The 22,141-nt window shown below is 71.6% G+C and carries 18 protein-coding genes and 1 pseudogene; 7 read left to right on the top strand and 12 right to left on the bottom strand.

Annotated elements, in window-relative coordinates; genetic code table 11:
* Window positions 1-80 precede the first annotated feature (80 nt).
* From HGN31_RS02060 to HGN31_RS02030, 7 genes and pseudogenes are all read right to left on the bottom strand, one after another.
* A complete protein-coding gene (locus HGN31_RS02060) occupies window positions 81-1,424 on the bottom strand; it encodes a branched-chain amino acid ABC transporter permease (RefSeq protein ID WP_168782175.1) in 1,344 nt (447 codons plus the stop codon).
* 18 nt (window positions 1,425-1,442) lie between these two features.
* The gene (locus HGN31_RS02055) at window positions 1,443-2,444 is read right to left on the bottom strand and encodes a branched-chain amino acid ABC transporter permease (protein ID WP_168782174.1); all 1,002 of its coding nucleotides are present in this window, start codon (window positions 2,442-2,444) and stop codon (window positions 1,443-1,445) included.
* A 136-nt stretch (window positions 2,445-2,580) separates the two neighbouring features.
* Complete coding sequence (locus tag HGN31_RS02050; protein WP_168782173.1) at window positions 2,581-3,048, bottom strand: hypothetical protein; 468 nt, start codon at window positions 3,046-3,048, stop codon at window positions 2,581-2,583.
* A gap of 3 nt (window positions 3,049-3,051) precedes the next feature.
* The gene (locus HGN31_RS02045) at window positions 3,052-3,732 is read right to left on the bottom strand and encodes an ABC transporter ATP-binding protein (protein ID WP_216593447.1); all 681 of its coding nucleotides are present in this window, start codon (window positions 3,730-3,732) and stop codon (window positions 3,052-3,054) included.
* Between the two features lie 278 nt (window positions 3,733-4,010).
* A pseudogene (locus HGN31_RS02040) lies at window positions 4,011-4,787 on the bottom strand (ABC transporter ATP-binding protein); the annotation flags it as partial.
* Window positions 4,788-4,932: 145 nt separating this feature from the next.
* Window positions 4,933-6,117, bottom strand: coding sequence for an ABC transporter substrate-binding protein (locus HGN31_RS02035; protein ID WP_168782172.1), 1,185 nt, complete (start codon window positions 6,115-6,117; stop codon window positions 4,933-4,935).
* 147 nt (window positions 6,118-6,264) lie between these two features.
* The gene (locus HGN31_RS02030) at window positions 6,265-7,449 is read right to left on the bottom strand and encodes an ABC transporter substrate-binding protein (protein WP_168782171.1); all 1,185 of its coding nucleotides are present in this window, start codon (window positions 7,447-7,449) and stop codon (window positions 6,265-6,267) included.
* Window positions 7,450-7,668: 219 nt separating this feature from the next.
* Here HGN31_RS02030 and HGN31_RS02025 point away from each other — a divergent pair, with 219 nt between their 5' ends.
* Complete coding sequence (locus HGN31_RS02025) at window positions 7,669-9,090, top strand: class II 3-deoxy-7-phosphoheptulonate synthase (RefSeq protein WP_052171723.1); 1,422 nt, start codon at window positions 7,669-7,671, stop codon at window positions 9,088-9,090.
* Between the two features lie 53 nt (window positions 9,091-9,143).
* Here HGN31_RS02025 and HGN31_RS02020 read toward each other — a convergent pair whose 3' ends face one another.
* Both HGN31_RS02020 and HGN31_RS02015 read right to left on the bottom strand, forming a co-directional pair.
* Window positions 9,144-9,968 (bottom strand): PAS domain-containing protein, encoded by an 825-nt coding sequence (locus HGN31_RS02020; protein ID WP_168782169.1) that lies wholly within the window; start codon window positions 9,966-9,968, stop codon window positions 9,144-9,146.
* Window positions 9,969-10,063: 95 nt separating this feature from the next.
* Window positions 10,064-10,636 carry a LabA-like NYN domain-containing protein gene (locus HGN31_RS02015; protein WP_036701386.1) on the bottom strand — a complete coding sequence of 191 codons (573 nt, stop codon included), beginning with the start codon at window positions 10,634-10,636 and terminating at the stop codon, window positions 10,064-10,066.
* Window positions 10,637-10,764: 128 nt separating this feature from the next.
* Between HGN31_RS02015 and folK the strand changes: the two genes are divergently transcribed.
* The 4 genes from folK to HGN31_RS01995 all read left to right on the top strand — a co-directional run bounded on the left by folK (window position 10,765) and on the right by HGN31_RS01995 (window position 14,749).
* Window positions 10,765-11,280 carry a 2-amino-4-hydroxy-6-hydroxymethyldihydropteridine diphosphokinase gene (folK, locus tag HGN31_RS02010; RefSeq protein WP_342355784.1) on the top strand — a complete coding sequence of 172 codons (516 nt, stop codon included), beginning with the start codon at window positions 10,765-10,767 and terminating at the stop codon, window positions 11,278-11,280.
* A gap of 101 nt (window positions 11,281-11,381) precedes the next feature.
* A complete protein-coding gene (gene rpoZ / locus HGN31_RS02005) occupies window positions 11,382-11,738 on the top strand; it encodes a DNA-directed RNA polymerase subunit omega (RefSeq protein WP_036701390.1) in 357 nt (118 codons plus the stop codon).
* 18 nt (window positions 11,739-11,756) lie between these two features.
* Complete coding sequence (locus tag HGN31_RS02000) at window positions 11,757-13,877, top strand: RelA/SpoT family protein (RefSeq protein ID WP_231565648.1); 2,121 nt, start codon at window positions 11,757-11,759, stop codon at window positions 13,875-13,877.
* 182 nt (window positions 13,878-14,059) lie between these two features.
* Entirely contained in the window at window positions 14,060-14,749 is a 690-nt protein-coding gene (locus HGN31_RS01995) for a DUF2062 domain-containing protein (protein ID WP_139305877.1), read from the top strand.
* Here the strand turns inward: HGN31_RS01995 and HGN31_RS01990 are convergent.
* The gene (locus HGN31_RS01990) at window positions 14,746-16,056 is read right to left on the bottom strand and encodes an NAD(P)/FAD-dependent oxidoreductase (protein WP_036736467.1); all 1,311 of its coding nucleotides are present in this window, start codon (window positions 16,054-16,056) and stop codon (window positions 14,746-14,748) included. The genes HGN31_RS01995 and HGN31_RS01990 overlap by 4 nt on opposite strands.
* A gap of 130 nt (window positions 16,057-16,186) precedes the next feature.
* On the opposite strand from HGN31_RS01990, the gene HGN31_RS01985 reads away from it, so the two are divergent.
* The gene (locus tag HGN31_RS01985) at window positions 16,187-16,678 is read left to right on the top strand and encodes an SRPBCC domain-containing protein (protein WP_036736465.1); all 492 of its coding nucleotides are present in this window, start codon (window positions 16,187-16,189) and stop codon (window positions 16,676-16,678) included.
* A gap of 47 nt (window positions 16,679-16,725) precedes the next feature.
* Here the strand turns inward: HGN31_RS01985 and gltA are convergent, their stop codons facing one another.
* Complete coding sequence (gene gltA, locus HGN31_RS01980; protein ID WP_036736464.1) at window positions 16,726-18,018, bottom strand: citrate synthase; 1,293 nt, start codon at window positions 18,016-18,018, stop codon at window positions 16,726-16,728.
* 139 nt (window positions 18,019-18,157) lie between these two features.
* Window positions 18,158-19,576, bottom strand: coding sequence for a glutamate--tRNA ligase (gene gltX / locus HGN31_RS01975; protein WP_168782167.1), 1,419 nt, complete (start codon window positions 19,574-19,576; stop codon window positions 18,158-18,160).
* 119 nt (window positions 19,577-19,695) lie between these two features.
* Here gltX and HGN31_RS01970 point away from each other — a divergent pair, with 119 nt between their 5' ends.
* On the top strand, window positions 19,696-22,008 hold the full coding sequence (locus HGN31_RS01970; protein WP_244961107.1) for a ComEC/Rec2 family competence protein: 2,313 nt from the start codon (window positions 19,696-19,698) through the stop codon (window positions 22,006-22,008).
* Window positions 22,009-22,141: the final 133 nt, after the last annotated feature.

Raw genomic sequence — 22,141 nt, 5'->3', positions numbered from 1 at the left:
GCGGGCGGGACCGCCGGATGCCTCCGGCGGGGATATTTTTATCCAGCCCGAAGCGAGGCCGCGGGGCTGGCCGCCGCGGCTCAGCGCTCGGGCAGGAGGCCGCGCGGGGCGAAGCGCAGCACGGCGAGCAGCAGCAGCCCCATGGCGAGGAAGCGCATCTGCGGCGCGGTCTCGGTCAGGTGGCGCAGCAGCGGGCCGTCCGAGAGCGGCAGGGTCAAAAGCGACATGAGCGCCGGGCCCCAGACCTCGGCCTTGATCCACAGGAACCAGATCAGCACCGCGCCCAGCACCGCGCCCCAGTTGTTGCCCGAGCCGCCGACGATCACCATCACCCAGATGAGGAAGGTGTAGCGCAGCGGGTTGTAGCCGCCCGGCGCCATCAGCCCGTCGAGCGTCACCATCATCGCCCCCGAAAGCCCGATCACCGCCGAGCCGAGCACGAAGAGCTGCAGGTGGCGGCGGGTCACGTCCTTGCCCATGGCGCGGGCGGCGGTCTCGTTGTCGCGGATGGCGCGCATCATCCGGCCCCAGGGCGAGTGCAGCGCCAGCTCGGCCAGCAGGATCAGCGTCAGCACCACGGCGACGAAGATCGCGAGATAGCAGAGCTTGACGTAGATCCCCGAGAAGGTCGCGGCGTCATAGCCCCAGCGGGCGGCGGCGGCGACGAAATCGGGGTTGGACTGCAGTTGCAGCTCGTAGGGGACCGGGCGCGGGATGCCGGTGATGTTGAGGACGCCGCGCGCGAGCCAGCCCTCGTTCTTGAGGATGGCCACGATGATCTCGCCGATGCCCAGCGTGGCGATGGCGAGATAATCCGAGCGCAGCCCCAGCGCGACCTTGCCCACCCCCCAGGCGGCGAGCGCGGCGAAGACCATGCCGACCGGCCAGGACAACAGGACCGGCAGCCCGAGGCCGCCGATGTTGCCGGCGTTGGCGGGGTTGTTGGCCTCGATCGCGGCGATGGCGGGGTCGAAGACCTGCCGGGTGAGGATGTAGCCGCCGATCAGGATCGCCGCCGGCACCCAGATCCGGGCGGCGCGGCGCAGCCTCCCGGCGGCGGCGATGGCGAGAACCAGCGTGGCGAGGCCGAGCGCGAGCGCCAGCATCAGCCGCGGCCCGCCCGCCGCCCAGGCGCCCGCGACCGGCTGGGTCGAGATCAGCACCGGCGCGAGGCCGCCAAGGGCCACGAAGCCCACGACGCCCGCGTTGAAGAGCCCGCCATAGCCCCAGATCATGTTGACCCCGAGCGCGGTCACCGCCGAGATCAGGCCCATGTTGAGGATGGCGAGCGAACTGTTCCACGACCCCGAGAAGAGCGCGTTCGAGACCGTGCCCTCGAGGACGAAGAGCACCGCGAGCACGGCAAACAGCAGCGGCGCGCGCAGCGGGCTGGCGGTGGGATCGGCTTGGCGCGAGGAGGACATCGGCGGCGCTCCGGGGGGCTAGTAGGCCTTGCCGCGGAACAGCCCCGTGGGGCGCACCAGCAGCACGACGATCAGGATGACGAAGCTGACGGCCAGCTTGTATTCGGTGCCGAGCATCTGGAGCAGGCTGGTCGGCTCGAACCCGAGATATTCGGCGATCTTCTTCCACGGATAGGTCAGGGCGACCTCGGAGAAGGCGATCAGGAACCCGCCGGCGATGGCGCCCATCGGGTTGCCCAGGCCCCCGACGATGGCGGCCGCGAAGATCGGCAGGAGGATCTGGAAATAGTTGAAGGCCTTGAAGGACTTGTCGAGACCGTAAAGCGTGCCCGCCGTCACCGCGAGGGCGATGGCGATGATCCAGGTCAGCCGCACCACCCGGTCGGGGTCGATCCCCGAGAGGAGCGCGAGATCCTCGTTGTCGGCATAGGCGCGCATCGCCTTGCCGGCGCGGGTGCGGTTGAGAAAGCGAAACAGCGCCCAGACCGCGATGGCCGCCACCACCAGCGTGATGACCTGCGTGGTGCGCAGCGCCAGCCCCTCGGCCAGCCCGCTCCATTCCCGGAACTGCGGGACCGAGATCACGAAGCGGGTGCCGTCGGCGAACTGGATCTCGCCCACGCCGATCAGCAGGCGAGTGAGACCGTTCATCACGAACATCACCCCCACCGAGGCCATGACGACGACGATCGGCGCGGCCTTGACGCGGCGGTAGTGGCGATAGACCCAGCGGTCGGTCAGCAGCGCCAGCACCACCGTGAGCGCGATGCCCAGGGGCAGCGCCAAGAGCGCCGTCGGCAGCGGGCCGAAGCTGACCCCCATCGACTGCAGCCACCAGGTCAGCAGGATCACGATGGCGGTGCCGAAGGCCATGGTGTCGCCATGGGCGAAGTTCGAGAACCGCAGGATGCCGTAGATCAGCGTGACCCCGAGCGCGCCGAGCGCGAGCTGCGCGCCGTAGGCCGCGGCGGGGATGACGACGAAGTTCAGGATCGCGACGAGCGCGTTCAGCAGGTCCATCAGCTCTCTCTCGAGGGGGCGTCGCGGTGACGCGCGGGCGCAGAGGCGGCGCGCTGCGGGGGGCGGATCGCGGGCGGGGCCGCGGGATGCCTCCGGCGGGGATATTTCTGTCCAGCCCGAGGGGGGGCAGAGGGGGTCATGGCGTCACCCGGCAGAGGCCGCGCAGGTTCTGGACCGCGCGGGGCGTGCTGAGGCTCAGCGTGGCGTGGTGGTGGTCGCGGTCGATGTAGAGGACCGTGCGACCGGCGTCGAAGATCAGCGTGCGGCCGCGCTTGAAGAACCGCGCGGGGCGCGGGCCCTCGGGGCCGATCAGCATCGGGGCGGCGGACCACGGGTGGACGACCGCAACGCTGCGGGCGGTGCCGTCGGGGGCAGGGTCGAGCGCGCAGGCGATGCCGCGCACGCCCGGAGCGCCGGGCAGGATCGCGTCGGCGGGCAGCGCGGTGGCGGGGTTGACAGCCGCCGGGTCGTGGATCGACGGCGGGTCGGCCAGCGCCGCCACCGCGGGCGGCAGCGTCGCCGGGGCCGGGGCCACGGGCGCGGACTGCGCCAGTGCGGCCGCGGGCAGGGCGAGGGCGAGGGTCAGCAGGGCGAGCCGGCGCATCGGTCAGCCCCCGAGGAAGGTGCGGCGCACCTCGGGGTCGGCCATCAGCTCGGCCCCGGTGCCGGTGTAGCGGTTGGTGCCCTGCACCAGCACATAGCCGATGTCGGCGATTTCGAGCGCCTGACGGGCGTTCTGTTCGACCATCAGGATCGAGATGCCGGTGCGGGCGATCTCGATGATGCGGTCGAAGAGCTCGTCCATGACGATGGGCGAGACGCCCGCGGTGGGCTCGTCCAGCATCAGAAGCTTCGGCTGGGTCATCAGCGCCCGGCCCACCGCGACCTGCTGGCGCTGGCCGCCGGACAGCTCGCCCGCGTTCTGGCGCCGCTTGTCGGCCACGGCGGGGAAGAGGTGGTACACCTGCTCCATCGTGGCGCGGAAATTGTCGTCGCGGATATAGGCGCCCATCTCGAGGTTTTCCTCGACCGTCATGGTCGGGAAGACGTTGGCGGTCTGCGGCACGAAGCCCATGCCGCGGCGCACCCGGTCCTGCGGGGTGAGCCCGGCGATGTCGTGCCCGTCGAGCGTCACCGTGCCCTCGCGCAGGTCCAGCATCCCGAACACGGCCTTCATCGCGGTGGACTTGCCGGCGCCGTTGGGGCCGACGATCACCGCGATCTCGCCGCGGTCCACGCTGAGGTCGCAGCCGTTCAGGATGTCGGCCTTGCCGTAGCCGCCGCGCATCCCGGTCGCCGAGAGATAGGGCAGGGTGCCGTCCGGGCGGGTGCCGGCGGCGCCGGGGCGCGGGCGGGCATGGGCCGGCGTCTGGGTCTGGGTCTGGGTTTGCGTCTGGGTCTGCATCATGGCCGCACCTCGGTGCCGGGGTCGTCGAGTTCGCCCAGCGGTCCTCGGGTGGTGCCCGGCGAGGTCGCAGCCCCCGACGCGCTCACGGGACGGCCCGCCTCGGCGCCGAGGCCGGGCTGGGCGCCGTGGCCCTCGTGGCGGCGGGTTTCCTCGGCCATCTCGGCCTGGACCTTGTTCTTGAGGCCGCGGCCGAGATAGGCCTCGATCACCGCCTCGTTCTGCATGATGCTGTCGGCCGAGCCCTGCGCCAGCACCTTGCCCTCGGCCATCACGATCACCGGGTCGCAGAGCTTGCCGATGAAATCCATGTCGTGCTCGATCACGCAGAAGGTGTAGCCGCGTTCCCTGTTCAGCCGCAGGATCGCGTCGGCGATGGTCATGAGCAGCGTGCGGTTCACGCCCGCGCCGACCTCGTCCAGGAACACGATCTTGGCGTCGACCATCATGCAGCGGCCGAGTTCCAGAAGCTTCTTCTGCCCGCCCGAGAGGTTGCCGGCCTTTTCCTCGGCCACGTGGCTGATGGTGAGGAAGTCCAGCACCTCATCCGCGCGGGCGAGGAGCGCGCGTTCCTGATCGGCGATGCGCTTGCGGCCGAACCAGGTGTTCCACAGCGTTTCGCCCGACTGCGCGGGCGGCACCATCATCAGGTTCTCGCGCACGGTCATCGAGGAGAACTCATGCGCCATCTGGAAGGTGCGCAGCAGACCCTTGTGGAAGAGCTTGTGCGGGGCGAGGCCGGTGATGTCCTCGCCGTCCATCACCACGCGCCCCGAGGTGGGCGGCAGGACGCCGGCGATGACGTTGAAGAGCGTGGACTTGCCCGCGCCGTTCGGGCCGATCAGGCCGGTGATCGAGCCGGTGGCGATGGTCAGGCTCGCCCCGTCCACGGCGCGGAAGCCCCCGAAATGCCGGTGCAGGTCATGGACCTGGATCATGCGTCCCTCGTTTCCCTCTCGCGCCCGGTGGCCGTTCCCGCCGGGGCCGCGGCGCCCCGCAGGGCGCCGCCAATCTGGTCCGGTGCCGCCCCCGCCTGCGGCGGCTGGCGCGCGGCCCCCGCACCGGGCGGGCGCCGCGTCCGGATCAGTGCGTCTTGACCGCGTTGAGCGTGCCGCCCTTGAAGTCGACCTCGCGGTAGGTGCCGGCGCTTTCGCCCGGGCCGACCAGTTCGACGGCGCTCGCGCCGACATAGTCGATGTCCTTGCCGTCGGCCAGCAGCTCGAGCGCCTTGGCCAGTTCGCCGGGCATGATCTTTTCGCCCGGGGCGTTGGCCACGTCCATCACCTTGTCCTTGTAGACCTTGGGATCGGCCGACTTGGCGGCCTGCATGGCCAGGATCAGCAGCGCGGCGGCGTCATAGGCCTCGGCGGCGAAGGCGTCCGAGCCCTCGAAGCCCGCGTCCTTGGCCTTGGCGATGAAGGCGTCGCGGCCCTCGCCCTCGGCCGAGGGGTTCTGGCCGAACGAGGTCTCTAGTTCCTTGCCGAACTTGTCGACGAGGGTCTGGCTGACCATGCCGTCGGTGAAGACGAAGGTGTTGAAGGCCCCCGAATCGAGCGCCCCGCGCACGATCCCCGAGCCGCCCTGGTCGACGTAGCCCGCCACGACCAGCGCGTCGCCGCCGGCGGCGGCGAGCGCCGCGACCTCGGCCGCATAGTCGGCCTTGCCGTCGTCATGGGCAGCGGTGATGGTGATCTTGCCGCCCTTGCCCTCGTAGGCCGACTTGAACGACTCGGCGAGGCCCTTGCCGTAGTCGTTGTTGGTGTAGGTCACGGCGACCGACTTGATCCCGCGCTCGAGGATGATGTCGGCCATCACCTCGCCCTGGCGCGCGTCCGAGGGCGCGGTGCGGAAGAAGAAGCCCTTGTCGTCGATCGTGGTCAGCGCGGGCGAGGTGGCCGAGGGGGCGATCATCACGACGCCGTTCGGCACCGCGACCTTCTCCAGGCTGGCGATGGTTTCGCCCGAGCACATCCCGCCGACGATGCCCGCGACCTTGTCCGAGGTCACCAGCCGCTCGACCGCGGTCACGGCGGCGGCGGCGTCGGCGCAGGTGCTGTCGGCCTGGACGATCGAGAAGGTGGTGCCGTCCATCGCCTTGCCCGAGTCGTTGGCTTCCTTGACCGCCATCTCGACGCCCTTGAGCATCGACGGCGCCATCGACTCGAGCGGGCCGGTGAAGCCAAGCGAGACGCCCAGCTTGACGTCGGCGGCCAGCGCGCCCGAGGCGGTGAGGGCTGCCACGGCGGTGGCGAGCATCAGGTTCTTCATTCTGGTCTTCTCCCTGCTGTGTGTGCGGCGGCGGTCCGTTGATGGCCGCCTTGTCCGCGGGTTCCGCCGCGCCCCGGGCGGGGGCACGGCGTAGGTCCGGCGACCGCCGCGGCCGGGGACGGGCCCCGGACTGCGGCGGCGCGCGTGTCAGCGCATCTTGACGACGTTGAGCGTGCCGCCCTTGAAATCGACCTCGCGGAAGGTGCCGGCGCTTTCGCCCGGCTCGATCAGCTCGACCGACGAGGCGCCGTCATAGTCGATGTCGGTGCCGGCGGCCAAAAGCTCGAGGCCCTTGGCCAGCTCACCCACGCCGATCTTCTCGCCGGGGCCGTTCGCCACCTCCATGATCTTGTCCTTGTAGACCTTGGGATCGGTGGACTTGGCGGCCTGCATCGCCAGCAGCATCAGGGCGGCAGCGTCATAGGCCTCGCCCGAATAGACGGCGCTGCCGTCGAAGCCGGCGGACTTGGCGAGTTCGGTAAACTTGTCGCGGCCCGCGCCCTCGGACGAGGGGTTCTGGCCGAACGAGGTCTCGAGCTCGGCGCCGAACTTGTCGATCAGCGCCTGGCCCACCATCCCGTCGGGCATGATGAAGGTCGAGAACGCGCCGGAATCGAGCGCCCCGCGGACGATCCCCGAGCCGCCCTGGTCGACGTAGCCGACCACGGCCAGCGCGTCGCCGCCGGCGGCGGCCAGCGCCGCGACCTCGGCCGAATAGTCGGCCTTGCCGTCGTCATGCGCGGCGATCATCGTGACCTTGCCGCCCTTGCCCTCGTAGGCCGTCTTGAACGCCTCGGCGAGGCCCTTGCCGTAGTCGTTGTTGGTGTAGGTGATCGCCACCGACTTGACCCCGCGCTCAAGCGCGATGTCGGCCATGACGTCGCCCTGGCGGGCGTCGGACGGCGAGGTGCGGAAGAAGAAGCCCTTGTCGTCGATGGTCGAGAGCGCCGGCGAGGTGGCTGAGGGCGAGATCATCACCATGCCGTTCGGCACGGCCACGCGCTCGAGGCTGGCGATCGTCTCGCCCGAGCACATCCCGCCCATGATCCCGTTGACCTTGTCCGAGGTCACCAGCCGCTCGACCGCGGCGACCGAGGCGGCGGCGTCGGCGCAGGTGTTGTCGGCGCGCACGGCCTCGACCTTGGCGCCGTCCATCAGCTTGCCCGACTCGCTGATCTCCTTGATGGCGAGCTCGGCCCCGTTGGCCATCTGCGGCGCCATCGACTCGAGCGGGCCGGTGAAGCCCATCGAGATGCCGATCTTGACGTCCTCGGCGGTGGCCATGCCGACCGAAAGCGCGGTGGCGGCGGTGGCGAGCAGCAGTTTCTTCATGGTGTTCCGTTCTCCAGACACAGTCTGGAACGAGAGACTAGGCAGGTTGCCGCCGAAAGGAAAGCACCCGCTGCATAGCCGCTATGCAGGGCCGTCCGTGCGCCCCTCGGCCCACCGGGTGCCGCGGACCGGCTTTCCTCGCCCGCGCGGCGTCACTATATTCGCCCGGTGTTTCATCGAGGATCGTCCGTCATGCCGCAGGATACCAGTTCGACCGCCATGCCGCTCAGCGCCAAGACCGAGGCCCCCCGCCGTGCCGCGGGCGCCCCGGACTGGACCCGGCAGGGCTGGCGCACCCGGCCGCGCGTGCAGATGCCCGACTATCCCGACGCCGCCCCCCTGAACGCCGTCGAGGCGCAGCTGTCGCGCTTTCCGCCGCTGGTCTTCGCCGGCGAGGCGCGCCGCCTCAAGGCGCATCTGGCCGATGCGGCCGCGGGGCGGGCGTTCCTCTTGCAGGGCGGCGACTGTGCCGAGAGCTTCGCCGAGTTCTCGGCCGACAACATCCGCGACACCTTCAAGGTGATGCTGCAGATGGCGGTGGTGCTGACCTGGGGCGCGCAGATGCCGGTGGTCAAGGTCGGCCGGATGGCCGGGCAGTTCGCCAAGCCGCGCTCGGCGCCGACCGAGGTGATGGGGGGCGTCGAGCTGCCCTCCTACCGCGGCGACATCATCAACGGCTTCGACTTCACCGACGCGGCCCGTGTGCCCGATCCGCAGCGGATGCTGCAGGCCTACACCCAGGCGGCGGCCTCGCTGAACCTGCTCAGGGCATTCTCGACCGGGGGTTATGCCGACATCCACCGGGTGCAGAGCTGGATCGCCGACTTCACCGGCGGGCCGGAGGCGGCGGAGTATCGCGCCATCGCCGACCGGATCAGCGACGCCATGGCCTTCATGCAGGCGGCCGGGGTGTCGTCCGAGACCGCGCACGAACTGGGCACCGTCGAGTTCTACACCAGCCACGAGGCCTTGCTGCTGGAATACGAAGAGGCGCTGGCGCGGATCGACTCGACCACCGGGCTGCCGGTGGCGGGCTCGGGCCACATGCTCTGGATCGGCGACCGCACCCGGCAGCCGGACGGCGCCCATGTCGAGTTCCTGCGCGGCGTGCAGAACCCGATCGGGCTGAAATGCGGTCCCTCGATCAGCGAGGATGACCTCAAGCGGCTGATCGCCACGTTGAACCCGACGAACGAGGCCGGCCGGCTGACGCTGATCGCGCGCTTCGGGGCGGGCAAGGTGGGCGACCACCTGCCGCGGCTGATCCGCACCGTGCAGGCGGAAGGGGCCAACGTGCTGTGGTGCTGCGACCCGATGCACGGCAACACGATCAAGGCGGCCTCGGGCTACAAGACCCGGCAGTTCGACCAGGTGCTGCGCGAGGTGCGCGAGTTCTTCGCCGTCCATGCCGCCGAGGGCAGCGTGCCAGGGGGCGTTCATTTCGAGATGACGGGGCAGGACGTGACCGAGTGCACCGGCGGCGTCCGGGCGGTCACCGACGAGGATCTGTCGAGCCGTTATCACACCGCCTGCGACCCGCGGCTGAACGCCAGCCAGTCGCTGGAGCTGGCGTTCCTCGTCGCCGAAGAGCTGCGGGCGCGGCGCACCGGCACCCCGGTCGGGCTGCGCGACGCCGTCTGACGCCGACCGGCCTTGCCGAAACCGAAGGGCGCCCCGCGGGGCGCCCTTTGTCGTCAGTCGTTCGAGATGACGCGGAAGCGGGCGCGGCGCTCTTCGGGGGTCTCATCCTCGCGGATCGCCGGGCGCGGCGCGGGGGCGTCGAAGAGCGGCGGCATCGTCGGCAGCGACGGGGGCCGCCCGGCCGCGGGACGGCGCCGGGGAACGGGGGAGGGGGTGTCGGCGTCGTCGGCCGCGAACGGCTCGCCCCGCCACGGCGCCGGCGGCTCGGCGAAGCCGTGCATCGAGGGCTGCGGGGTGAGGACGCGGGCGCCCTCGACCACCGGCATGGCGCGGTCGGCGGCGATGTCGAAGCGGCGCGGGGCGGTGCCGACCTCGCCCTCGGTCGCGAGGCAGCCGAGCGCGCGGGACACGTCGCCCAGGTCCGACTTGAGCGGCATGAGCAGCATCCGCCCGGTCAGCGCCGGGCGCCCGTAGCCGACCGGCCCGATCAGGTCCAGCTCGGCGATCTGCGGGCCCTTGAACACCGCCTCGAGCACGTCGCTCAGCCGCCCGCGCGAAGGGGCGTTGAGAACCGAGCAGAGCGGCATGCCCCGCACCTCCATCCCCATCAGGTCGACGAGATGGCGCCCGGCGAGGCGGAAGCGCGCGGCCCCGGGGGCCACCCGCTCGAGGATGAAGGCGAAAGGCAGGGCGGCGCGCAGCCCGGCCGGCTCGACATCGGCGCGGGACGGCACCGCCCGGCCGCGGCGCAGCGACAGCCAGTAGTCGCGCAGCGCGCCCGCGACCCGGTCCGGGCTGCGGGCGTCGAAGTCGGACAGGCGCAGCAACCGCTCGGGTCCGAGCGGGGCGGTCTTGCCGTCGTCGTCGTTGCGGGTCATGGCACAATGGTCCTCGATACGGCTCGGATCATAACGCGGCGGCGGCGCGAACGTCTCGGCCGATCTTACCCAAGGGTTAAGATCGGCGGTTGAGATCAGGCCTCGACCGCCGGGGCAGGCTCGGCAGGGTCGCGGGTCTCGCGCGGGGGGCGGCCGATGATCTCGCGCAGGGCGTCGAGTTCGATGAAGTTGTCGGCCTGCCGGCGCAGCTCGTCGGCGATCATCGGCGGCTGGCTGCGCATGGTCGAGACGACCGAGACCCGCACCCCCTGGCATTGCAGCGCCGCCACCAGCGGGCGGAAGTCGCCGTCGCCCGAGAACAGCACCGCATGGTCGAGCCGCGGGGCCAGCGCCAGCGCATCGACCGCGAGTTCCACGTCCATGTTGCCCTTGACCCGGCGCCGGCCCATCGAGTCGGTGTATTCCCGCGCCGGTTTCGAGACGATGGCGAAGCCGTTGTAGTTCAGCCAGTCGATCAGCGGCCGGACCGGCGAGTATTCCTCGTTCTCAAGCAGCGCCGTATAGTAGTAGGCGCGGACCAGCTTGCCGCGCCGCTCGAATTCCTGCCGCAGCAGCTTGTAGTCGAGATCGAACCCGAGCGCCTTGGTCGCGGCATGAAGGTTCGCGCCGTCGATGAACAGCGCCAGTCGGTCGTCCTTGTAAAACAATGCCCCAGTCCCCTGCCGAACAAACCCAAGCCGGACCCGCCAACCCACCGCGGATGCTGCGAGAAAACCTAGCCCTGCTCGCCCTTGGCGCAAACCTGTCCTGTTGGGCAGGTCCGCCCGAGGCCGCCGTGCGCGTGGCGCTGGGCCGGCTGGGCGCCGAGGGGCTGGGGCTGCGCGCGGTCAGCCGATTCTGGCGCACCCCCGCCCACCCCGCGGGGTCGGGGCCGGACTACGTCAACGCCGCCGCGGTGGTGGCGGCGGGGGCGATGTCGTCCGAGGCGGTGTTGGCCGCGCTGCACCGGGTCGAGGCGGATCTGGGCCGGGTGCGGGACGGGACGCGCTGGGGGGCGCGGGTGATCGACCTCGACCTGCTGGCGATGGGGGGCGAGGTTCGCCCCGACGCGGCGACGCAGGACCGCTGGCGGGCCCTCCCGGCGGCGGCACAGGCGCAGGTGGCCCCCGACCGGCTGATCCTGCCGCACCCGCGGTTGCAGGACCGCGGCTTCGTGCTGGCGCCGCTGGCCGAGATCGCGCCCGGCTGGGTGCATCCGCGCCTGGGGCGGACGGTGGGCGCGATGCTGGCCGCGCTAGGCCCCGAGGGGCTGGCCGGGATGGTGCCCGAGGGCGGGCGCGCGCAGGTGTGACTGGCGCCTGCAACCCTCCCGGGCCAGCGCGGCTTGACTTTCCCGGTCCGCACCCCCACCTATGCCGCCTTGCCCCACCAGTCGATTCGGAAAGGTAGCTCATGGCCCGCGTCACAGTCGAGGATTGCGTTGACAAGGTTCCGAACCGGTTCGACCTGGTGATGCTCGCCGCCCACCGCGCCCGCGAGATCGGCGCCGGGGCCACGCTGTCGGTCGAGCGGGACAACGACAAGGACCCGGTCGTGGCGCTGCGCGAGATCGCCGACGAGGGCCAGCCGGTCGACGAGCTGCGCGAGCGGATGATCGAGCAGACTCAGACCCAGATCGAGGTGGACGAGCCCGAAGAGGACGCGATGGCGCTTCTGCTCGGGGCCGAGATCGACCGTCCCAAGCCCGCCGACGAGGAATCGGAAGAGCGGATGCTGCGCATGATGCTCGAGGCGCAAGGCCGCGGCTGAGGTCAGAGGCGGCACGGGTTGGACCGGATCGACGTCGAAGACCTCGTCGCGCTGGTCCGCAACTACAACCCGCGGACCAACGAGGACCTGATCCGGCGGGCCTATGACTATGGCCGCCGGATGCACGAGGGGCAGTTCCGCCACTCGGGCGAACCCTATTTCACCCATCCCGTCGCCGTCGCCGCCATCCTGACCGAGATGCGGCTGGACGATGCGACCATCGTCACGGCCCTTCTGCACGACACGATCGAGGACACCCGCTCGACCTGGGGCGAGGTGGCCGAGCTGTTCGGCCGCGACGTGGCCGACCTCGTGGACGGGGTGACCAAGCTCACCAACCTGCAGCTTTCCGGCACCCACTCGAAGCAGGCCGAGAACTTCCGCAAGCTCTTCATGGCGATGTCCCGCGACCTGCGGGTGATCCTCGTCAAGCTCGCCGACCGGCTGCACAACATGCGCACGATCCGCTCGATGCGGCCCGACAAGCAGGTGCAGAAGGCGCGCGAGACGATGGACATCTTTGCCCCCCTCGCCGGGCGGATGGGGATGCAGTGGATGCGCGAGGAGCTTGAGGACCTTGCCTTCAAGGTCATCAACCCCGAGGCGCGCAACTCGATCATCCGCCGCTTCGTGACGCTGCAGAAGGAAACCGGCGACATCATCCCGCGGATCACCGCCGACATCCGCGCGGCGCTGGACGCCGAGGGGATCGAGGCCGAGGTCTTCGGCCGCGCCAAGCGCCCCTACAGCGTCTGGCGCAAGATGCAGGAAAAGCAGCTCAGCTTCTCGCGGCTCTCGGACATCTACGGCTTCCGCATCATCACCCGGTCCGAGGCCGACTGCTACCGCGCGCTGGGGATCATCCACCGCCGCTGGCGCGCCGTGCCGGGGCGGTTCAAGGACTACATCAGCCAGCCCAAGTCGAACGGCTACCGCTCGATCCACTCGACCGTCTCGGCGCGCGACGGCACCCGCGTCGAGGTGCAGATCCGCACCCGCGCCATGCACGAGGTGGCCGAGGCCGGGGTCGCCGCGCACTGGGCTTACCGCGACGGGGTGCGGTCGAAGAACCCGTTTGCGGTCGATCCGGCCGAGTGGCTGGCCAGCCTCACCGAGCGCTTCGGGGAAGAGGATCACGACGAGTTCCTCGAGGCCGTCAAGCTCGAGATGTATCAGGACCAGGTGTTCTGCTTCACGCCCAAGGGCGACGTGATCCAGCTCCCCAAGGGGGCGACGCCGATCGACTTTGCCTATGCGATCCACACGCGGCTGGGCAATTCCTGCGTCGGCGCCAAGGTGGACGGCATCCGCGTGCCGCTGTGGACGCGGCTGAAGAACGGCCAGTCGGTCGAGATCATCGCGGCCTCGGGCCAGCGCCCGCAGGCCACCTGGCTCGACATCGTGGTGACGGGCCGGGCCAAGGCTGCGATCCGGCGCAGCTTGCGCGAAGAGGACCGCTCGCGCTTCATCCGGCTCGGGTCCGAGCTGGTGCGGGTGGCGTTCGAGCACGTCAACCGCAAGGTCACCGACAAGGCGCTGCGCACCGCCGCCAAGGCGCTGGCGATGCCGGGCGCGGACGAGCTGCTGGCCCGGATCGGCGCGGCCGAGATCTCGGCCCAGCAGGTGATCGGGGCGCTCTGGCCCGACCTCGCGCCCTCGGCCGACGAGATCGACGCAAGCCGTGCCGTCGCCGGGTTGCAGGCCGATCAGGAGTTCACCCGCGCCCCCTGCTGCACCCCGTTGCCGGGTGAGCGGATCGTGGGCATCACCTATCGCGGCAAGGGCGTGGTGATCCACGCCATCGACTGCCCGGTGCTGGCGGGGTTCGAGGACCAGCCCGAGCGCTGGGTCGACCTGCGCTGGCGCGAGGGGCGGCACCCGGCGGTCTACTCCTCGCGGCTGAACCTGACGATCCGGCATGACGCAGGTGTGCTGGGGCGCATCTGCACGCTGATCGGGGCGCAGGGGGCGAACATCTCGGACCTCGAGTTCCTGGACCGCAAGCCGGACTTCTACCGCCTGCGGGTGGACGTGGACCTGCGCGACAGCGAGCACCTGCACGCGCTGATGACGGCGCTCGAGGCGGAGAGCGACGTGGCGCAGGTGGCGCGGATCCGGGATCCCTCGGCGGTGGTCTGAGGGGGCCCTGCGGGGTGCGGGGGGGCGAACCCGAACGGCGTTAGGGGCGGAGGCGTGATCAAGAGCGGTCCCGCTGGAAACTCGTTGATCCGGCGCAGCCACGTTCGCGCCTTGCCGCACCGTTCTGAAGCACCCCGCCCGCCACACACTCCCGCGATCCGGTTGCCCTCCGCGGACGGCTGGTGGACAGTGGCGGACACACCGCCATCCGCCCGCCCGAGACGCCCATGTTCCGCCGCAAGCCCCGCAGCTATTCGCAGATGGCCAGCGACATCGTCTATCCGCGCGGCGGGTGGTGGCGGGCGATCAAGTACCGCGTGCACCGGCTGCGCCGCCTGCCGGACCCGCCGCAGCGGGTAGCGCGCGGGGTGGCGGCGGGGGTGTTCATCAGCTTCACGCCGCTCTTCGGGCTGCACGTCGTGGGGGCCATGGCGCTGGCGCTGGCGATCCGCGGCAACGTGCTCGCCTCGGTGATCGGCAGCTTCGTCGGCAACCCGCTGACGATCCCGGTGATCGCGGTCGTGGCGATCACGCTCGGGCGGTGGATGCTGGGGCAGGGGGGCAGCATCGACCCGATGCTGATCCTCGAGGCGTTCTCGGGCGCCACGCGGCAGTTCCTGCGCAACCTGCTCGCCGTGCTCGACGGCCGGCCGGCGGAATGGGACCGGCTGGTCGACTTCGCCCAGGCGGTGTTCCTGCCCTACATGGTCGGCGGGCTGATCCCGGGGCTGATCGCCGCGCTCCTCTTCCACCGCCTGACGGTGCCGCTGGTCGAGGTCTATCACCAGCGCCGGCTGGCCCGCCGGGCGCGCAAGGCGCGCGCCGAGGGCGCGGTGGGCGACGACCCCGGCCGGCCTGACGCCGCGCCCTAGACGCCCAGCCGGTCGCGCAGCGAGTACCAGCCCATCCCGGCCACCAGCAGCGGCCAGCGCAGCCCGGCGCCGCCGGGAAACTGCCGCGCGGGCAGGGCGGCCATGGTGTCGAACCCCTCGGATTGCCCCATCACCGCCTCGGCCATCAGCCGCCCGGCGAGGTTCGAGAGCGCCACCCCGTGGCCCGAGAACCCGCTCGCCGACAGGCAGTTCGGCGCGGGGCGGGCGAAGAGCGGCAGCCGGCTCATGGTGATCGCCAGCGTCCCGCCCCAGGCGTGGGTGATCCGCACCCCCCTGAGCTGCGGGTAGACCTGCTCAAGCGGGCCGCGGACCTTGGCCGCGATGTCGCGGGGGAAGCGGTAGCCCAGCGTTTCGCCGCCGCCGAAGACCAGCCGCCGGTCGTCCGAGAGCCGCCAGTAGTTCACCACGAAGCGGGTGTCGTGGACGGCGACGTTCTCGGCCATCAGCGCGTCGGCGCGGGGGCCAAGCGGCTCGGTGGCGACGACGTAGTTGTTGATCGGCATGACCCGGGCCGCCACGCCGAGGTCGAGGTGGCCGAGATAGCCGTTGGCGGCGAGGATGACGTGGTCGCAGAGCACCCGCCCGGTGCCGGTCTGCACGATGGTCGTCTCGGTCGCGCGACGGGCGTGGCGGATGGCGTGGACATGGGCGCCCTCGTGGATCACCGCGCCCGCGTCGCGGGCCAGCCGCGCCATCCCCAGCGCCAGCGCCAGCGGGTCGAGGTGCCCGGCGCCGCGGTCGAGGTCGCCGCCGGCATAGACGCCGGTGCCGATCAGCGCCGAAAGCGCCGGGCCGTCCAGCGGGGTGATGCGGTCGTAGCCGTAGTCGCGGGCGAGGCGGGCGGCATTCTCGTGCGCGTGGGCGACCTCGGCGGCGCTGCGGGCGGCGTGGGCGATGCCGTCGTGGACCGCGACCCCGGCCTCGGCCGCGTGGGCGCGGGTCAGGGCCTTGGCCTCTTCGGCCATGTCCCAGAGCCGGCGGGCGGCGGGCTTGCCGGCCAGCCGCTCGAGGTCGGCCACGTCGAGGCGCTGGCCGGACCCCATCTGCCCGCCGTTGCGGCCCGAGGCGCCGAACCCCACCCGCTGCGCCTCGAGCACGATGACCCGCCGCCCGGCGCGCGCGAGGTGCAGCGCGGCGGAGAGGCCCGTGTAGCCCGCACCGACGACCACCACGTCGGCCCGCGCCTCGCCGCGCAGGGGCGGGAAGGGGGGCAGCGGCGGGTTCTGCTCGGCATAGAGGCTGGGCGGATAGGTCCCGCGCCGGTCGTTGGCGAACAGCAGGTTCATCGCGCGCCCCCTTGTCGCAGCCGGATCACGGCAAGGCCTAGCACGTCGCCGCCCACCGCGGAACCGGGGCCTTGACGGTCGCGCGGGCGACGCCTCACCCTGTCCCGGACCGCTGAGGGGAGCGTCCGCCATGCCAGCCACGACCACGACCGAGGGCAACGACCTTGTCATCACGCGGCGCATCGACGCCGCACCCGAGGCGGTGTGGGCCGCCCTGACCCACCCCGAGCAGCTGTCGCGCTGGTTCGCGCCGCGCCCGTGGCGGGTGACCTCGGCGGTGGTCGAGCCGCATCCGGGCGGGGCCTTCGACATCCAGATGGAGGGGCCGGACGGCGCGGCCGAGGACTGCGCCGCAGATGCGGAGGGCGAGGCGGGCGGCTGCGTGCTGGTGGCCGAGCCGCCGCAACGGCTGGTGTGGACGGACGCGCTCTCGGCCGGGTTCCGGCCAGCCAGGACGCCGTTCATGACCGCCGAGTTGACGCTCGTGCCCGACGCGGGCGGCACGCGGCTGACCGCGCGGGTGCTGCACGCGTCGGCCGAGGACCGCGACCGGCACGCGGCGATGGGCTTTGCCGAGGGCTGGGGCGCGACCTTCGCGCAGCTCGCCGAACTCGTGGAATGAAAAAGGGGGCCGCGGCGGGCCCCCTTCGTCTTGACGGTCGGCGCGGCTCAGCGCTTGTCGACGTCCAGATAGTCGCGCCGGTCGGCACCGACATAGAGCTGGCGCGGGCGGCCGATCTTGTTGTCCGGGTCGCCCAGCATCTCCTTCCACTGCGAGATCCAGCCGACGGTGCGCGACAGCGCGAAGATCGGGGTGAACATCGAGGTCGGGAACCCCATCGCCGACAGGATGATCCCCGAGTAGAAGTCGACGTTCGGATAGAGCTTCTTCGAGACGAAGTACTCGTCCTCGAGCGCGATCTTCTCAAGCTCCTTGGCGACCTGCAGGGTGGGGTTGTTCTCGATCCCGAGGATGTCGAGCACCTCGTCGGCCGATTCCTTCATGATCTTCGCCCGCGGGTCGAAGTTCTTGTAGACCCGGTGACCGAAGCCCATCAGCCGGAAGGGATCGTCCTTGTCCTTGGCGCGCTTGATGTATTCGGGGATGCGGTCGACCGAGCCGATCTCTTCCAGCATCTCGAGCGCGGCCTGGTTGGCGCCGCCATGCGCCGGCCCCCACAGGCAGGCGATGCCGGCCGCGATGCAGGCGAAGGGGTTGGCGCCCGACGAGCCCGCGAGCCGCACGGTCGAGGTCGAGGCGTTCTGCTCGTGGTCCGCGTGCAGGGTGAAGATGCGGTCCATGGCGCGGGCCAGCGCCGGATCGACGTGGTAGGGCTCGGCCGGGACCGAGAAGCACATGTGCAGGAAGTTCGAGGCGTAATCGAGGTCGTTCCTCGGATAAACGAACGGCTGGCCGATCGAGTATTTATAGGCCATCGCCGCGATCGTCGGCACCTTGGCGATCAGCCGCATCGAGGCGATCTCGCGCTGGTTCGGATCGTTGATGTCGGTCGAATCGTGGTAGAAGGCCGACATCGCGCCCACGACGCCGACCATGGTCGCCATCGGGTGGCTGTCGCGCCGGAAGCCGCGGAAGAAATAGTGCATCTGCTCGTGCACCATCGTGTGGCGGGTGACCCGGGTCTCGAAATCGTCCATCTGCGACTTGTTCGGCAGCTCGCCGTGCAGCAGCAGGTAGCAGACCTCGAGGTAGTGCGACTTGGCCGCCAGCTGCTCGATCGGATAGCCGCGGTACCACAACTCGCCCTGGTCACCGTCGATGTAGGTAATCGCGCTTTCGCACGCCGCCGTCGAGGTGAAGCCGGGGTCGAAGGTGAACACGCCCCCCTGGCCATACAGCTTGCGGATATCCACGCAGTCCGGCCCGACCGTGGGGGTCAGCACCGGCAGGTCGATGTCCTTGTCGTTCACCGTGATCCGGGCAGTCTTGGCTTCGGCCATCGCACGTTCCTTTTCGCCTCTTGGTCCCGCGGGACCGGGTCACTCGTCGGGCGGCACCGGGCCGCCTTTGTCCTCGCATCGGCGCGCGGGCGCGCCGGTCACCCCTGCGGCAGCCGCCGCAGACCCCCTCGGCGCGGCGTCAGGACGCCGCGTCCGCCAGCCGGGCCAGGCTTTCCTCGCGGCCCAGAGCCAGCATCATGTCGAATACGCTGGGGGTGGAACTGCGCCCGGCCAGCGCGGCGCGCAACCCCGCCGCTATCTTGCCGAGCCCCACGCCGTGCGCCTCGGCGATCCGCTGCGCCGCGGCCTCCAGGTCGTCGCGATTCCAGTTAACATGCTGCAACGCAGCAGTCAATTCTGGCAGTATACCATCGGATACCGCATCCAGCCCCGCCTGCGCCTTGTCGTCGCGCGCGACGGGGCGGTCGACGAGGGCGAAATGCGCCTGCTCCATCAGTTGAGGCAGGGTCCGGGCCTTGGCCTTGAGCACCCCGAGCGCCGGGGTCAGCCACTCAGTCTGACGCGGCGTCAGCGCGGCCTCGCCGGTGGCCTGGCGGAAGGCCGCGATCTCGGCCAGTAGGGCGGCGTCGTCCATCTGCGCGATATGGTGCGACGAGACGTGCTCGAGCTTCTTGAAGTCGAGCCGCGCCGGCGCCTTGCCGATCCCGTCCAGATCGAACCACGCCTGCGCCTCGGCGTCCGAGAACAGCTCGTCGTCACCGTGGCTCCACCCCAGCCGGGCGAGGTAGTTGCGCATCGCCGCCGGCGGATAGCCCATTGCGGCGAACTCGTGCAGCCCGACGGCGCCGTGGCGCTTGGACAGCTTCTTGCCGTCGGTGCCGTGGATCAGCGGGATATGGGCGAAGACCGGCAGCGCCCAGCCGTTCGCGGCATAGACCTGGGCCTGGCGGGCGGCGTTGGTCAGGTGGTCGTCGCCGCGGATGATATGCGTCACGCCCATGTCGTGGTCGTCCACCACCACCGCGTGCATATAGGTGGGTGTCCCATCCGAGCGCAGCAGGATCATGTCGTCGAGCTGGTCGTTGCGGAAGGTCACGTCGCCCTGCACCGCGTCGTGGATCACCGTGACGCCCTCGCGCGGGGCGCGCAGGCGGATGGCATAGGGCGCGTCGGGCCGGGTGGCCGGGTCGGCGTCGCGCCACGGGCTCTGGAACACCTGGTTCGGGTGCGCCTCGCGCCAGGCGGCGATCTCGTCGGCGGGGGTGTAGCAGGGATAGGCGGTGCCGGCGGCGAGCATCTCGCGCGCGACCTCGGCGTGGCGGTCGGCGCGCCCGGCCTGGCTGATCGGCTCGCCGTCCCAGTCGAGGCCGAGCCACGTCAGCCCCTCGAGGATCGCCGCCGTCGCCTCGGGCGTCGAGCGGGCGCGATCCGTGTCCTCGATCCTGAGCAGGAAGCGCCCTCCCCGGCCCCGGGCGTAAAGCCAGTTGAATAGCGCCGTGCGCGCGCCGCCGATGTGCAGATAGCCGGTCGGCGAGGGGGCGAAGCGGGTGACGACGGGCGCGTCGGGGGCAGGCTGGCTGGGGGCGGGGGGCGTCATGGGTCGGTCCTGTCTCTCGGCCGCGGCGGTGGTCACCCGGGCGGGCGTTAACCTTCTGGAAAGGCCGCGCGGTTAGGGTTGGCCGAGGGATACGCGAAGCGGACGGGGAGAGACAAGGATTGGCGGCGCTCGACGCAGGGCTGACACCACGGCAGGCGCGGGGGCCGCGGGCGCTCGGGCTGCGGCTGTGGCAGGCGCTGGTGCGGCGCAAGGCGCGGCGCGAGGAGCTGGCGGGCGACGACACCCGGGTCGGGCAGGCCGGGCTGATCGTGTGGGCGCCGTTGTTTCTATCGCTCGGTATCGGGCCGTGGTTCGCCCTGACGGTCGAGCCGGGTGCCCGCGCCTATACCGCCGCTGGGTTGCTGATGCTGGTGGGGCTGGGGGCCGGATGGGGCGTCCGCCGCGCGGCGCTGGCCGGGCGGATCGGCTGGGCGCGCGCCGACCCGGTGCGGATGGCCGGCCTGGCGCTGGCGCTGGTCGCGGGCGGGTTCCTGTCCGCGGGGCTCAGGGCGCATCTGGTCGCCGCGCCGGTGCTCGACTTCCGCTACTATGGTCCGATCGAGGGGCGGGTGGCCGACATCGACCGCTCGGCCCGTGACCGGATGCGCCTGACGCTCGACGAGGTGCGCCTGCGCGACACCGCCCCCGAACGGACGCCGCGCCGGGTGCGGATCTCGCTGACCGAGCCGCAGGCGCTGCCGCCGCCGGGGACGCGGGTGATGCTGACCGGGCATCTGGGGCCGAACCCCGGCCCAGCCGAGCCCTGGGGCTTCGACTTCCGCCGCGCCGCCTTCTTCGAGGGGCTGGGCGCGGTCGGCTATACCCGGACGCCGATCCTGACCGTCGCGCCCGCCCCACCGCGCTGGCTTGACGCGACGGCCCTGCGGCTGCGGCTGGGGGCCGCGATGCGCGACGCGATCGGCGGGCAGGAGGGGGCGGTCGCCGCCGCGCTGATGACCGGGGACCGGTCGGGCATCGCCGAGACGACGAACCAGCTGATGCGCGATTCGAATCTCTACCACATCGTCTCGATCTCGGGCCTGCACATGAGCATGGTCGCGGGCTTCGTCTACGCGGCCCTCAGGCTGGCGCTGGCGGGGCTGATGGCGAGCCCGGCGGGACGCGACCTCGCCGGGCGGCCGCTGCACAAGGTGGCGGCGCTGGGGGCGCTGGCGGCGGCGGGGGCGTATCTGTGGCTCTCGGGCGGCGGGGTGCCGACCGAGCGGGCGTTCCTGATGGTGGCGGTGATGCTCGGGGCGATCCTGCTCGACCGCCGCGCGCTGTCGCTCAGGACCGTGGCGGTGGCGGCGCTGGCGATCCTCGCCGTGGCGCCCGAGGCGCTGGTGACGCCGGGGTTCCAGATGAGCTTTGCCGCCACCGCGGCGCTGATCCTCGTCTTTCCTGCCTGGTCGCGGCACGCCGACCGGCTGCCCTGGGTGCTGCGGGTCGTGGCGCTGCTGGTGCTGTCCTCGCTGATCGCGGGGCTGGCGACGGCGCCGCTGGCGGCGGCGCATTTCAACCGCTCGGCCCAGTACGGGCTGATCGCCAACCTGCTGGTGGTGACGGTGATGGGGGCGGTGGTGATGCCGGCGGGCGTGATCGCGGCGCTGCTGGCGCCGCTGGGCCTGGCCTGGCCGGCGCTCTGGGCGATGGGGTGGGGCACGCGCTGGATGCTGGGCGTGGGCGAGATGGTCGCCGGCTGGGCTGGGTCGGTCGCCACCGTCAGCGCGCCGCACTGGGCGGTGCTGCCGCTGGGCGGGACCGGGGCCACCGTGGCGCTGCTGGCGCTGAGCGCGCCGCTCGGGCGGTGGGCGGCGCGGGGACTGGCGGGGGTGGCGCTGGCGGCGGTCGCGCTTGCCGCAGGGATCTGGGTCGCGGGCGCGCGGCCGACGCTGATCGTCGCGGGGGACGCGAGCGCCGTGGGGGTGATGGCGGCCGAGGGGCGGGCGCTTTCGAAGCCCGCGGGCGCGTTCGTCGCCGACAGCTGGCTGCGCGCCGACGGCGATGCCGCGAGCGCCGAGGCAGCCGCCGCGCGGCCCGGCTGGACCGGCCCACGCGGCGAGCGGGTCGGCCGCGTGGGCGGGCTGGCGCTGCACCACCTCTCGGGCAAGGGCGCCGCGGCGGCACTGGAGCGCGCCTGCACCGGCGGGGCGGTCGTGGTGATGCAGGGCCGGGCGGCAAAGGGGCGGCGGGACTGCGTCCTGCTCGACGAAGCGCAGCTGCGGGCGACCGGGGCGCAGGCGGCGTGGGTGCGCGAGGGGCGGTTCACCTGGCTCACCACCGCCGAGGCGACCGGCGCGCGGCTCTGGACTTCGGCCGCGGTGCGGCGCCGGGCGGGGTTAGGTGGCGGGGGGTGGGCGGGGAACGCGACGGTGGAGCAGGGCGTCGAGGCGCGGGGCGCGGCAAAGGGCGGCAGGACGCGGCAGCGGTGAGGGCGAGGCGGGTCGGGTGGCCGGCTCCGCGGGGCGGAGTGGATTGCGACGGTCGGCGAGGTGACTGGGGGCGCAGCGCTGGCTTGAGCCGCGAGATTGAAGTGGCGCAGCGCTGGTTTGATCCGGGAGGTCA

It is taken from the genome of Paracoccus sanguinis (assembly GCF_012689545.1).
Classification (GTDB): domain Bacteria; phylum Pseudomonadota; class Alphaproteobacteria; order Rhodobacterales; family Rhodobacteraceae; genus Paracoccus; species Paracoccus panacisoli.
The sequence above is the reverse complement of the archived record's forward strand: the minus strand, read 5'-3'. Positions and strand labels throughout refer to the sequence as shown.

Excerpts from the sequence above, each read along its gene's own strand:
- HGN31_RS02060 (WP_168782175.1), bottom strand. The coding sequence starts at position 1,424 with ATGTCCTCCTCGCGCCAAGCCGATCCCACCGCCAGCCCGCTGCGCGCG.
- HGN31_RS02055 (WP_168782174.1), bottom strand. The coding sequence starts at position 2,444 with ATGGACCTGCTGAACGCGCTCGTCGCGATCCTGAACTTCGTCGTCATC.
- HGN31_RS02050 (WP_168782173.1), bottom strand. The coding sequence starts at position 3,048 with ATGCGCCGGCTCGCCCTGCTGACCCTCGCCCTCGCCCTGCCCGCGGCC.
- HGN31_RS02045 (WP_216593447.1), bottom strand. The coding sequence starts at position 3,732 with ATGCGCGGCGGCTACGGCAAGGCCGACATCCTGAACGGCTGCGACCTC.
- HGN31_RS02035 (WP_168782172.1), bottom strand. The coding sequence starts at position 6,117 with ATGAAGAACCTGATGCTCGCCACCGCCGTGGCAGCCCTCACCGCCTCG.
- HGN31_RS02030 (WP_168782171.1), bottom strand. The coding sequence starts at position 7,449 with ATGAAGAAACTGCTGCTCGCCACCGCCGCCACCGCGCTTTCGGTCGGC.
- HGN31_RS02025 (WP_052171723.1), top strand. The coding sequence starts at position 7,669 with ATGCCGCTCAGCGCCAAGACCGAGGCCCCCCGCCGTGCCGCGGGCGCC.
- HGN31_RS02020 (WP_168782169.1), bottom strand. The coding sequence starts at position 9,968 with ATGACCCGCAACGACGACGACGGCAAGACCGCCCCGCTCGGACCCGAG.
- rpoZ (WP_036701390.1), top strand. The coding sequence starts at position 11,382 with ATGGCCCGCGTCACAGTCGAGGATTGCGTTGACAAGGTTCCGAACCGG.
- HGN31_RS01990 (WP_036736467.1), bottom strand. The coding sequence starts at position 16,056 with ATGAACCTGCTGTTCGCCAACGACCGGCGCGGGACCTATCCGCCCAGC.
- HGN31_RS01985 (WP_036736465.1), top strand. The coding sequence starts at position 16,187 with ATGCCAGCCACGACCACGACCGAGGGCAACGACCTTGTCATCACGCGG.
- gltA (WP_036736464.1), bottom strand. The coding sequence starts at position 18,018 with ATGGCCGAAGCCAAGACTGCCCGGATCACGGTGAACGACAAGGACATC.
- gltX (WP_168782167.1), bottom strand. The coding sequence starts at position 19,576 with ATGACGCCCCCCGCCCCCAGCCAGCCTGCCCCCGACGCGCCCGTCGTC.